The 12,222-nt window shown below is 39.0% G+C and carries 13 protein-coding genes; 3 read left to right on the plus strand and 10 right to left on the minus strand.

Features of this window, described 5'->3' with window-relative positions; genetic code table 11:
* Window positions 1-17: 17 nt before the first annotated feature.
* Genes menB through L2716_RS11705 form a run of 4 tightly spaced genes read right to left on the minus strand, consistent with a single transcriptional unit; the run spans window position 18 to window position 4,812 of the window.
* Window positions 18-839, minus strand: coding sequence for a 1,4-dihydroxy-2-naphthoyl-CoA synthase (menB, locus tag L2716_RS11690; RefSeq protein ID WP_236334812.1), 822 nt, complete (start codon window positions 837-839; stop codon window positions 18-20).
* Between the two features lies 1 nt (window position 840).
* Window positions 841-1,659: a 2-succinyl-6-hydroxy-2,4-cyclohexadiene-1-carboxylate synthase gene (gene menH / locus L2716_RS11695; protein ID WP_236334814.1), complete on the minus strand. Its 819-nt coding sequence runs from the start codon at window positions 1,657-1,659 to the stop codon at window positions 841-843.
* The gene (gene menD / locus L2716_RS11700; RefSeq protein ID WP_236334816.1) at window positions 1,652-3,412 is read right to left on the minus strand and encodes a 2-succinyl-5-enolpyruvyl-6-hydroxy-3-cyclohexene-1-carboxylic-acid synthase; all 1,761 of its coding nucleotides are present in this window, start codon (window positions 3,410-3,412) and stop codon (window positions 1,652-1,654) included. The genes menH and menD overlap by 8 nt, the downstream gene beginning before the upstream one ends.
* Window positions 3,409-4,812, minus strand: a complete 1,404-nt coding sequence (locus L2716_RS11705; protein ID WP_236334818.1) for an isochorismate synthase — start codon at window positions 4,810-4,812, stop codon at window positions 3,409-3,411. Before L2716_RS11705 ends, menD begins: the two co-directional genes overlap by 4 nt.
* 374 nt (window positions 4,813-5,186) lie before the next feature.
* Here L2716_RS11705 and L2716_RS11710 point away from each other — a divergent pair, with 374 nt between their 5' ends.
* On the plus strand, window positions 5,187-6,137 hold the full coding sequence (locus L2716_RS11710; RefSeq protein WP_236334820.1) for a 1,4-dihydroxy-2-naphthoate polyprenyltransferase: 951 nt from the start codon (window positions 5,187-5,189) through the stop codon (window positions 6,135-6,137).
* A gap of 23 nt (window positions 6,138-6,160) precedes the next feature.
* The gene (locus tag L2716_RS11715) at window positions 6,161-6,559 is read left to right on the plus strand and encodes a hotdog fold thioesterase (protein ID WP_236334822.1); all 399 of its coding nucleotides are present in this window, start codon (window positions 6,161-6,163) and stop codon (window positions 6,557-6,559) included.
* Between the two features lie 44 nt (window positions 6,560-6,603).
* On the opposite strand, the gene L2716_RS11720 is transcribed toward L2716_RS11715, so the two are convergent.
* The gene (locus L2716_RS11720; protein WP_236334825.1) at window positions 6,604-7,950 is read right to left on the minus strand and encodes an ABC transporter permease; all 1,347 of its coding nucleotides are present in this window, start codon (window positions 7,948-7,950) and stop codon (window positions 6,604-6,606) included.
* Window positions 7,947-8,639, minus strand: coding sequence for an ABC transporter ATP-binding protein (locus tag L2716_RS11725; RefSeq protein ID WP_236334827.1), 693 nt, complete (start codon window positions 8,637-8,639; stop codon window positions 7,947-7,949). Before L2716_RS11725 ends, L2716_RS11720 begins: the two co-directional genes overlap by 4 nt.
* A 189-nt stretch (window positions 8,640-8,828) precedes the next feature.
* On the opposite strand from L2716_RS11725, the gene L2716_RS11730 reads away from it, so the two are divergent.
* Window positions 8,829-9,008 carry an H-type small acid-soluble spore protein gene (locus tag L2716_RS11730; RefSeq protein ID WP_236334829.1) on the plus strand — a complete coding sequence of 60 codons (180 nt, stop codon included), beginning with the start codon at window positions 8,829-8,831 and terminating at the stop codon, window positions 9,006-9,008.
* 62 nt (window positions 9,009-9,070) lie between these two features.
* Here L2716_RS11730 and L2716_RS11735 read toward each other — a convergent pair whose 3' ends face one another.
* The 4 genes from L2716_RS11735 to L2716_RS11750 all read right to left on the minus strand — a co-directional run bounded on the left by L2716_RS11735 (window position 9,071) and on the right by L2716_RS11750 (window position 12,212).
* Entirely contained in the window at window positions 9,071-9,709 is a 639-nt protein-coding gene (locus tag L2716_RS11735; protein WP_329610117.1) for a response regulator transcription factor, read from the minus strand.
* Window positions 9,702-10,754 (minus strand): sensor histidine kinase, encoded by a 1,053-nt coding sequence (locus tag L2716_RS11740; protein WP_236334831.1) that lies wholly within the window; start codon window positions 10,752-10,754, stop codon window positions 9,702-9,704. The genes L2716_RS11735 and L2716_RS11740 overlap by 8 nt, the downstream gene beginning before the upstream one ends.
* A gap of 13 nt (window positions 10,755-10,767) precedes the next feature.
* The gene (gene liaF / locus L2716_RS11745; protein ID WP_236334833.1) at window positions 10,768-11,505 is read right to left on the minus strand and encodes a cell wall-active antibiotics response protein LiaF; all 738 of its coding nucleotides are present in this window, start codon (window positions 11,503-11,505) and stop codon (window positions 10,768-10,770) included.
* Window positions 11,506-11,762: 257 nt separating this feature from the next.
* Window positions 11,763-12,212 carry a TraR/DksA family transcriptional regulator gene (locus L2716_RS11750; RefSeq protein WP_236334835.1) on the minus strand — a complete coding sequence of 150 codons (450 nt, stop codon included), beginning with the start codon at window positions 12,210-12,212 and terminating at the stop codon, window positions 11,763-11,765.
* Window positions 12,213-12,222 lie beyond the last annotated feature (10 nt).

Below are 12,222 nucleotides of genomic sequence, written 5' to 3' on the forward strand. Positions count from 1 at the left end.
CCTACATAACTTAAATTTTAAGGGAAACGAGGGAATTGCTTAAAGTCAGGCGTGCGCTTTTCTTTAAATGCGTCTCGACCTTCCTTCGCTTCATCTGTTGTGTAATAAAGTAGTGTCGCGTCTCCACCCATTTGTTGCAAGCCAGCAAGTCCATCTGTATCAGCATTAAGAGATGCCTTCAAGAAACGTAGGGCTGTAGGTGACTTTTCAAGCATTTCATTACACCATTGAACCGTTTCCTCTTCCAACTTCTCAAGAGGAACGACTGTATTGACAAGTCCCATATCCTTAGCTTCATCAGCGTTGTATTGACGGCAAAGGTACCAGATTTCACGAGCTTTCTTATGTCCTACGATACGTGCTAAATATCCTGCACCGTAACCAGCATCAAAGCTTCCAACTTTCGGTCCAGTTTGACCGAAGATCGCATTGTCTGCTGCAATCGTTAAGTCACAAACGACGTGAAGTACGTGTCCTCCACCGATTGCGTATCCTGAAACCATAGCCACAACAGGCTTCGGAATGACACGAATCAAGCGTTGAAGATCAAGTACGTTCAATCGTGGAATTTGATCGTCTCCCACATATCCACCATGTCCGCGTACTTTTTGGTCTCCACCAGCACAGAATGCATCGTCCCCAGCACCTGCTAATACAATCACGCCGATATTAGAGTCATCACGTGCGTATGCGAATGCATCAATTAGTTCATGAACTGTTTTAGGTCGAAAAGCATTCCTTACCTCTGGACGGTTAATCGTAACTTTCGCGATACCGTTATATGTTTCATACAAAATATCGTCGTAATTTCTTTCTGCAACCCATTCAAATGTAGCCATTTCAGTCATCCTTTCTTTTATGTAATACTTGTAAAACCGTATGGGCAAAAGCTTCTGGTTGTTCCAAATGTACAGTATGTCCTGCATTTTCAATCACAACCAGATTACCATAAGGAATTAATTTAAGCATCTCTTCAGCAATGCGGAGAAATTTTTGATCTCGTTCACCAACAATAAGGGTGGTAGGAATTTCAAACTGCTCAAGGTGAGCCCACCAAGAAGGTTGTACACCTGTCCCCATACCTCTCAAGCTGTTTGCCAAACCGACTTCTGAATTACGCAATCGCATTGTACGTAACCGATTTCGATCCTCTTCAGACAAAAGCTCTAGCTGTGTTTTAAACAATGGTATTGACTCCCAGAAGCGAACGAATGACTCAATTCCATCACGTAAAATACGATCGGCTAATTGATCATCTCTTCGCTTTCTTTCAAGGCGTTCCTCCTCAGTTTGTAAACCTGGTGAGCTACTTTCAAGAATCAACTTTTTCACCCGTTTTGGATAGCGCATCGCAAAAGATAATGCAACTCTACCACCTAGAGAATACCCCAAAACGTACGCGCTTTCAATCTTCAACTCAGAAAGAATATGATTGAGTGCTTCTGTCGCTTTATTCATTGCATATTCATCAACATCTTTCGGGTGGTCCGTTTTTCCGTGGCCCATAAGATCAACGAGTATGAGTTGATATCTGTCCTTCCACTTATCTACGAAAGGTAACCAATCTACACAAGAGCCGGTAAAACCATGAAGAAGGAGTAATGGTTCTCCCTCTCCCTCAATGCGGACATGATAATTCGTATCGTTCATATTAATCATCACTCAGTTTTCCTAGTTGACTCTCTATAGCTGTATTAATATTTCCCCAATATTGTTTATGAAGATGAACATTCTCTTCTCGATTGGTTTGCAGTTCGATAACCTTCAGCCCTTTTTCATCTATACATTTCGCAAAAACCTCTGCGAAACCTAGCCATGATTGAACCAAATGGTATTGACCATCATATAAATTCGTTGCTTTCTCAAATGAAATGTCAATCGGTGTACCGAAAAGTTGTTCAAAATGCTCTGGGTGTTTTGCTTGAGGTAAGAAAGAGAAAATCCCGCCCCCACTATTGTTTACAAGGACAATAGTAATATCAAGCTCATACATTTTTGCTGCTAACAATCCGTTCATATCGTGATAAAAGGAAAGATCTCCGATAACCAGGACCGTTTTGCGACCACTAGAAGCGACACCAAGAGCGGAGGAAATGACACCATCAATGCCATTTGCACCTCTATTTGCAATGAATTGTATACTTTTACTCGTTTTTCCGAAAAATGAATCCAAATCGCGAATCGGCATACTGTTTCCTACAAAAAGAGCTGTATCGTTCGGTATTAAATTTTCAATCTGAGAAAATATTTTTCCTTCAAATAAATCATCTATCTCAACAAATTTATCTTTTTCATATTGCGCAATTTCATTTGCCTTCATCCAATTATTTGTCCAAGATGTTTCGGACCCCAACTTGTGTGCGTTGACGGTAAGTCCTTCTGCAAATTTCTTTGTATCAGTAAAGATCATCCGCCCTTGTGAGTGAGTCGGATCACGCCAATCTTCTCCCTCATCAATAATCCAAAATTCGCAATCAGAATGCTTTTGAACATACTGGGTATATGCCTTAGAAACGGGCATTGCACCAAATCGAATGACTAGTTCCGGCTTCCAATCACGAATTACATCAGTCTTTAAAAGCGCATCGTAATGTTCTATAACTAAATCTTTGTTATGCTCGCCCTTTCTTAAGGGAGACAATGGATCTGCAAAGATCGGAAGTTGGTATTTCTCTGCTAAATCAATGATCGGTTCCACTCCATGATTGTAAGTACCTGGTCCGCACACGATCACACCTTTTTCAACAGTTTCAAGCTTGTCCTTTAATTCAGTTATGAGCTGCTCAGAAAGCTCCCTTTTTCCTGAAAAGAAAGAGCGGTACGCACCTTGATTGGTTTTCTTCCCATATGTAAAAGCATCAGGCGCGTTATAGTTTGGAATTAAAGGCTCTCTAAATGGAAAATTTAATTGGACTGGACCTTTTTTAGCATCCATAGATACTGCGTATGCTCGATTTGCATTAGATCTAACATATTGAAGAATACGGTCATCCATTTCTGGTAGTGCCATTTCATGAAACCATTTTACATATTTGCCGTACAATCCAATTTGATCAATGGCTTGTGGTGCCCCCACATCACGTAGTTCGTGTGGACGATCAGCAGTCAGCACGAGTAAAGGGACATGAGAGATAGCGGCCTCAATAATGGCGGGATAGTAGTTGGCGGCAGCTGTACCCGATGTACAAACCAGTGCTACAGGTTTTTCTTTCACTTTTGCAATTCCTAAGGCAAAAAAAGCTGCCGAGCGCTCATCTACGCTCAGCAAGCCTTTTATTTTCGGATGTTGTGTAAACATCAAAGCTAACGGTGTTGACCTTGAACCTGGGCTGATGACTACGTCTTCAACTCCTGATTCACTTAATTCATCTACGAAAGCTCCAACATAAGCTGTCAGTGGATCTAAAGTCATTCAAAGGATCCTCCTAATGCAGAAAGCATCGGTTTTAATTTTATCAGTGTTTCTTCGTACTCACTCTCTGGGTTGGAGTCTGCAACAATTCCGCATCCAGCAAAAAGAGAGACATGGTTCTCGTTAATCAACCCAGAACGGATCGCAACAGCGAATTCACCTTGATCCTTTAAGTCAACCCAGCCTATTGGGGAGGAGTACCAACCTCGATCAAGCTTTTCATTTTCTCTAATCATTTCAACGGATTCCGCTTGAGGGAAACCACCTAATGCAGGAGTAGGGTGTAGACGCTCCACTACATCCATCAATGGTATATTAGATGCTTGTTTGACGATCACAGGTGTAAATAAATGTTGGATGTCTCGTCCTTTGTACAAAGTAGGTCCATCCGGAATATGGACCGTTCCGGCAATCTCTTCAAGTGCATCTCTTATCATTTGAACGACAAAGGCATGTTCCTCAAGGTTTTTCTGATCATTTAGAAGCTGCTCTCCAAGCCGTTCATCTTCCGTATGAAAGTCGCCTCTTTTTATCGAACCTGCGAGACATGTTGAGAGTACCTCACTATTTTGTTTCTGTACAAGACGTTCGGGTGAAGCCCCCAGAAAACATTTATGACCTCTCTCAAATGCGAAAACAAAGCTATTCGGTTGCTGCTCAAGCAAGTTAGAAAGCGTTACAATTGCAGAGATATCATCGTCCGCTTGTGCAATCACTTCTCGTGCCAAAACCACTTTCTCAATTTTACCTTTATTAATCATTGCTGTTGTATCTGCAACTGATTCTTTCCACTGTTCTGGATCAATCTCTGTTAGGGTAAATGATTGATCGAGTCCACTTGGGATTGTGGATTTCTTGAGTATTTGTGCTCTCGCTTTCATCGCTTTCTCAAAAAGTGCATGTATATCTGAATCGGGTTTAACAAACATATTCGTCGTCAAAAATGCTTGATCATTGAAGAAAGAATACAGATGTACTGGCAATACGAAGCTTGCATCAGCATAATTGGTCCATAATGGTGTTTTGAATTTCTTTGTATCGAATGAGAATCCACCCATTATCATAGGTCCTGTCCCATATTTATAAGGTGTTGTGAAATCCTCTAATTGTGTTTGAATGAGTGAACCCCACTGCTCCCTTATCTCTGCAAAACGTTCATCACCATCAACATCAAATTTCCGTGCTTCTCCAATACCAACAAGTGTTAATTCACCTGATGCATCAGACCAAAAAGATCGCTGCCCTTTATATAAATGGTTACTGTTTGCAAAGACGATAAGTGGATCCACATTATCAACTTGCAGTCTGTGACTGACAAGTATTTCTTTTTGCATCAATTGTGCTTTATATTTGGCACTTTCTAAGCGCTCAATTAAATCATGTTGTGTAACTGCTGCCAAAGCATTCCCCTCCAAGATCCTGCGACGTCTATTCTCTATTTATGAGTTACTTCCATTAATGTTTTTTAATAAAGTTTCTAATCGATACTATTATAAAGGAAAAAAGGTTGTTTTTCCATTGTCCACCATTCACATCTATTTCCATCCAAGCAAGTTGACACCACTACACCCATTGAATACACTTAGAAGGGATAAAGTAAACTTAGGTGATGCCTACCTATTTTGATGGTAAAGCTTTCGTTGCACTTATACTTTATACCTGAACGTTCAACTAGGTCATTTGTATATATCCATGTTGAAAAGTTTCATACACTTAAGTGCAAAAATACGACAGAATGATGATAATCATACATTCGTGATAAAGGTGAACGATTATGGCACAAGACTTTTCTAATAGCACTTCTCAACTTAAAGTTCATTCGGACAAAGAGTCGAAAATGAAAATATGGTACCGTCAATTACGACCACACACATTGACAGCGTCTTTTGTTCCGGTTTTTATCGGTACTGTTCTTGCAATGTTTTATACCCCACTTAACTGGCTTTTGGTACTCGCCATGCTTATAGCATCAATGTTAATACAGGCTGCTACCAATTTGTTTAATGAGTATTATGATTTTAAAAGAGGATTAGACACATCTGAATCTATAGGAATTGGAGGCGGTATCGTCCGTGACGGTATTTCACCTCGAACCATTTTAGCTGTTGGAGTCGCCTTCTTTATAGCTGCCATATTGCTTGGTGCCTATATAAGTGCATCAACAACTTGGTGGATTGCCGTAATTGGTACACTTTGCATGGCAGCAGGATACTATTATACAGGTGGTCCTTATCCGATTGCTTACACTCCATTCGGAGAGATTGTAGCTGGTTTCTTTATGGGGTTTGTCATCATATTGATTTCCTTCTATATCCAAACCGGATTGATTACATTAAATAGTATGCTCATCTCTGTCCCAGTTTCTACGTTAATCGGCGCAATTTTGATGGCCAATAACATCAGAGATCTTGAAGGAGATCAAGAGCGAGGCAGAAGAACTTTAGCCATACTTCTAGGACATAAACGAGCTGTACAATTTCTTGGGGCAATGTTTGCCTTTTCCATTGCCTGGATCCTTTCGATGATTGTAGTCGGTAAAGCATCGATTTACCTCCTACTCATCTTGTTGAGTATTCCAAAAGCAATTCAAGCTGTAAAATTATTTCACGGAGAGCGGACACCTGAAAATATGATGCCAGCTATGAAAGCGACAGCTCAAATGCATACAGTGTTCGGATTCGCTTTAGGCGTAGGCCTCATAATTAGTTATCTTATCCAGTTTTAATTCGAATAAGGAGCTGTTCTCATATGGACTTCACGAATACTATGATTGGTGCATTAGGTATGGAAGTTATAGATGCAAACGAATCAGTAGTCAAAATGACAATGCCTGTAGATGAGCGGACCAAACAACCGATGGGTTACTTACATGGTGGAGCGTCCGTTGCACTCGCAGAGTCAGCAGCAAGCATCGGCACCGCTCTAAACGTAGATTTAGATACACACAATGTTTTTGGAATTGAGATCAATGCCAATCATCTAAAAAGTAAGCGAGACGGTGTCGTAACTGCAATCGCTCTTCCACTACATAAAGGGAGAACTACGATGGTATGGGAAATCAAGTTAACCGATGAAGAAGATGAATTAATTTGTATTTCACGCTGTACAACAGGAATGATTGAGAAAAAATTGAGTAAATCTAAATAACAAAAAGAAGCTGATTCATTACAATCAGCTTCTTTTTTTATAAATTAAACCTCTCTCCTCATCGCCTTAAGTACGTCCACTTTCGTTGCTCGACTTGCTGGTCGCAAACCAGAAATAATCGTGACAATCAAACAAATTGAAATGCTGATGAGAGTCAAGCTCAGTGGAATACTCGAGAACATGAAGTCTTCTGGTGGTTGCTCTCCAAATGCTCCACCTAGGATCATCGGTAGGAATAGATTAACGAGATAACTGATTCCATAAGCAACCAAAGTTCCAAAGAGCGCTCCTAACAAGCCAATATAACTGCTTTCAATCAAAAAGATCCGCTTGATTGTATTTGGATTTGCTCCGATTGCTTTCATAATTCCGATGTCTGGCGCACGTTCTGTAACCGCCATAGTCATCGTATTATAAATTCCGATTGAAGCGATGATAATGGCGATTGTTCCGATGAAGATCAAGCCACTTTTTGCAATCAAGAAAATCAAATTCATTTGTTCCATTTCGCTTACAACTGAGTATGAATAATACCCTTTGTCTTTTATCGAATCTGAAATATGCTTCACTGATTCAGCATGATTGGCATAGATCTTCACTTCATCATACGTTTCTTCAGTTGAAGCTTCTGATTCGGGGTTTTCGCTAGGTGGTGCGTTCGGATCTCCTATTTCACCATTTTTCATTCCCGTAAAAGCTTCAACCTTACTTAATACCGCTTGTGAAATATACACTTCTCGATTATGCATCCATTCACGTGTTGGTTTCTTACCAATTCCGACGATTTTAAGATCGAACTGTTTGGTCGTTTCTTTTTTCTCTTGTACCTTCTTTACATCCATACGAATGGTTTTATTCAGGACTTCCCCATTATAACTAAGCTCTTCCTTAACGACACCATCTTCCCCATAAGGTGGTTCCCCTTCACCGTTCCATGCAGCTAAACCTTTTGCGAAATCATATCCTACGACAACTTCATCCTCCGATTGAGGTAAACGTCCTTCAGATAGTTCAAACCCTGCTTTAACTTCGGAGGGATAGTGTACAACGATTGAACCACCAGTATGGCGATACTGATCAAGAAGAAAAACTGCGTCTTGTCGTAAGTAGTTTCTACGCGTAACTGCATCCACATTTTCAAGTGACTCGAAGTATTCAATGTCCTCGATCGTCAACTGGTTCTTTTCTTCTTTTCCGTGAACTTGAATTTCCGTCATCAATTGTCCGGATGTCATTTCCTCTACAAATGATTCTTGAATTCCAAATGCAACGGATGCCAATACGATGAGGAATGCACACCCCATGGCAGTAGCTAAAACGGTCATAAAGATCCGACTTTTGTTCTTCTTCATGTTTGTACGGACGAATTTAAACTGATCACGAAATTTCATGAAGCAAATGCCTCCTTGTTCAACTTTCCGTCCATAATTTCTATGACCCGATTGCCGATACGGGCGACTTTGTCATCATGGGTAATGATCAAGAAAGTAATACCCAATTCTCGGTTCAGTTCTTTGATAAAACTGAGTAATTCCTCTTCTGTTTCACTATCTAAACTTCCAGTCGGTTCATCTGCAAGGATAATTGGGGGGTTCAAGACAAGTGCTCGAGCAATACTTACTCGCTGTTGTTGCCCCCCAGAAAGTTCGCTCGGATAATGCTCCGTAAATTTTTCCAACCCTACTTTCTGAAAAATTGCTTCTGTCTGTTTTCTGCGCTCCACTACCTTTACACCTTTTAACGTGAGTGCAAGTTCTACATTTTCAAACGCAGTCATGCTTGGAATAAGTTGAAAGCTTTGAAAGATGAATCCTAAATTGTTTAAACGGAAATCCGCCCATTTGCTTTCGTTAAAGTCACTTACTTTGTTACTATCGATGAAAATTTCACCTTCTGCCGGACTCATATATCCACTGATCAAATTCAATAATGTAGATTTTCCAGATCCGCTCCTCCCAACGACTGTGACGACTTCTCCTTTATCAACTTTTAAATTTATATTTCGTAACACTGGTATTACCGATTCTTTTCCTTTTTTGCCGATTGTAAATTGATGGCTTAGATTTTTCACTTCAATCATTTAATTGACCTCCCTGTTCATACATACAACTTTAAAGACGTATCTAATTCAGAATAGTTCTGACAATCACAAAAAAAATTCATTCGATTGAATGAAAATCTTACAAAGTCTTTTTTGAGAAACCTTTATGTATAAATCCATTTATTAAATAAAAACTATAAAAATAAAGACAAAAGAAGGAGTTTGATTATGAACGTTGGTAGAGCAAAGCAAATATTAGATTCACCTGAGGAAATAGCTGTTCATTATAAAGGAGATCCTGTTTGGATTCAACGAGTTGATGAAGCTGGAAATACCGCGAGAATTTATCCTCAACGTGAACCCGAAAACGAAATGACGGTTAACGTCACTATGTTAGAAGAAGTATAGATAATATCAAACAAAGGGCGACTGATCAGCATCTAAATCGACACTCTTCAGTCACCCTTGTCTTACATAGTTAATTTATTTCGATTTGCATATATTGCTGCTTGCGTCCGATCGGATACTTGCAACTTACTTAATATATTACTTACGTGCGTCTTTACTGTTTTGATACCGATGAATAATTCTTCACCTATTTCTTGATTGGTTTTACCATCCCCGAGCAAAATAAGCACTTCTAATTCTCTTTTGGTAAGTTCTTGATGTGGTAAGGTTTCATTGCCTCGAAACCGGTTCATCATTTTCTGAGCTACCTTCGACTCGATAACTGATTGACCTACATAAGCTTTTTTTATGGTGTCAGAAATTTCGTCTGCTGATGCTGTTTTTAAAACATAGCTGAATGCTCCAGCTTCGATTGCAGGAAATACTTGCTCATCATCATAGAAGCTCGTTAAAATGATTATTTTACATTCTGGATGTGCCTTGATAATTTCCTTTGTTGCTTCAATCCCATTTCCGTTTTCCATTATTAAATCCATTAAAACAATATCTGGATAGAGCTCCTGCAACAGCTTCACTGCTTCATTTCCGCTTGATGCTTCACCAATAATTTCAAAGTCTGGATCTGTCATTAAATAAGAGCTTAATCCTCTTCTAACCATTTCATGGTCATCAACGAGAAATAACTTTATCTTTTCACTCACTCGATACTCTCCTTTCTTCAATAGGGACTCTTACGTCGATTGCTGTACCTTTCCCTTTAGCTGTTGTAATTGAAAATTTGCCCCCAATTTCGTCACACCTCTCTTGCATTGTTTTCAATCCATATGAAGTTTTTTTCTTATCTTTCAAATCAAATCCAGCCCCATTGTCCCTTATATGGATACGGATATGCTGATCTGTGTGATTGAGTACAATCGTCAAACGGCTTGCATTAGAATGGCGAAGTGCATTTGCGAGCCCTTCTTGTACTAATCTAAACAGATGGTCTTCAATGCCTTTTGATAAATCAGGAATGTCATGAATTTCAGATTCAATATGGATTCCTGATTTAAGCTTCAATTCTTCCACTAGACCTTCAATACCCTTTTGTAGATTTTCACCCGATAGATCTATGGGTCGTAAATGAAGCAATAACGCTCTCATCTCTCCTTGAGCCTTATTTGCCATTTCTACAACTTGCTCTAACTGTGCCTTTGCTCTTTGTGGGTGCGTATCAAATAACTTCATTGCAGCCGATGACATCATATTTAATGCAAATAACTGCTGACTGACCGCATCATGTAGGTCTCTAGCAAGACGTTGACGTTCTTCAATTGTTGCTGCAGTGTGTGCTCTTTCTGCATATTCAGCTTTTTCATTCGCTAACTTCTGCAAAGATTGCATTTGCTTTTTAACCTTAATGGTAAGCCCGTTCAAGTCTGAACATATTGCACCAATTTCATCTTGCTCCGAGTCTTGAATTCTATAATCAAAGTTACTAAAAGATAACTTCGCAATCGCTACCGATATTTCATTAAGTCTGTTAATTACATGTTGGCCTTTTCGATAACTGAAAGTGAACCCTAGCAATAGGGTTAATATAAAAACGGCAGCTGTTATCATAAAGCTCACTACAATCGGATCGGCATTCGGTTTAAAGTAGTAAAGGATTTGAAAGATGAAGAAAATCAGCACTGTCGTATAGACGGAGTTTAAGAGGTGTGAACGGTATAAAATCTTTCGGACACCGTTTGTATTCTCATTCATTCCATACACTCTCCTAAACTCTATCTATTTTTAAATCTAGAATTTTAAAATCAAACTGGAAATTAAGTTTTCGGGTAGCCTCATCGTATCGATCTGATGTATAGTTCGCATTTTTGACCAACCCTTCCTTCTTATAATTACCGATCTTAATATCGCCAATTTTAGAAGAAGTTGTAACTGTAAATTCAACATCCTCTGGAATAAGAATTTTAATGTCACCAACCCATCCGGATAACTTGATGGTTGTTTCTTTGTCTGGAATGAACGCCCGTGTATAATCAAAATCATAATCGGATACCCCATTCCATTCATCTAAATCCTGGACTTGCCAATTGTCCTCTTTCATCGACACATCTGATACTAATCCGCTTTTGTTATGTTTATTTCTGCTTATCGTTACCTTTGGACCGCGTCCCCACAAAATTTTAACCCCTATATAGACGAGGAACAGTGGCCACAGGTTTAAAATATGTCCAATCGTAAATGTTATGAACCCTAGACGGTCGGCAATTAATAGTCCGCCAATGACAGAGAAAGCAAGTCCAAAAAACCAATTTCCATGACGACTTTTCGAAAAGATTGCTTCAAACAACCATTTGATCCCTAGCAAAAATAAGACAAATGGGAACAAAAAGTTAAACGCTTCGTCTATTTCCATGGAAATAAGACCTAAATTGACAAGTAACAATACAGCTCCACCAAAAATAAAGAACAGAGCTACTACAAATTGACCACCTGACCATAGTTTCATATAGACACCCCTAATAATATTTCTTCAATTTCTCGTAATCATAATACTTCTTTTTACTTCTATGTACAGGATACCTTCTTTCATGATGAAAAAGAACGATCTCAGGTTTATAATTCCCTCCGTCTAGAGACTGATTTCTTTAAAAATTGAAATAAAGCTCTGTTAGAGAATACTGTTGAAAAGTTGGTTTAGAGAATTACAACAATACAGTTAACAAGCCACAAGCCTAAATAAAAAAAGATAACCAGGTAAACTGGTTATCTTCCATAAGAATTTTGTTCCTCTTCAATTTGTTCTACTGTGTCAGAAGGATCTTCACGTTTCACTTTGGTTTGATCCTTAGGATAATTCCTTTGTTGATCAAATTTCCGTTGTGCTTCAATTGTTCTTTTAGCATATGGTATTGCCTCTAATCGTTCTTTCGTAATTTCTTCACCTGTATCCACACAAATACCATAAGTGCCTTTTTCAATCCTTTTCAGTGCTTCGTCTATTTCATTTAACAGTTCTTCATCTGTATCTCTAAGGGTCATTTCTTTCTTCTGTTCATATTCAGCTGTTGCTGAATCTCCCATATGATTGGAATGACTTTTCAATTCTTCTATATCGAGGTTTAAGTCATGCTTGCGGTGTCTCTTATAGACGTTTTCTTTCATCGATAATAATTCATTCTTATAAAATTCAAGATCATTTGATTGCAGTGACATATGCTCGCCT

The sequence above is a fragment of the Pseudalkalibacillus berkeleyi genome (genome assembly GCF_021608225.1).
Taxonomy (GTDB): Bacteria; Bacillota; Bacilli; order Bacillales; family Fictibacillaceae; genus Pseudalkalibacillus; species Pseudalkalibacillus berkeleyi.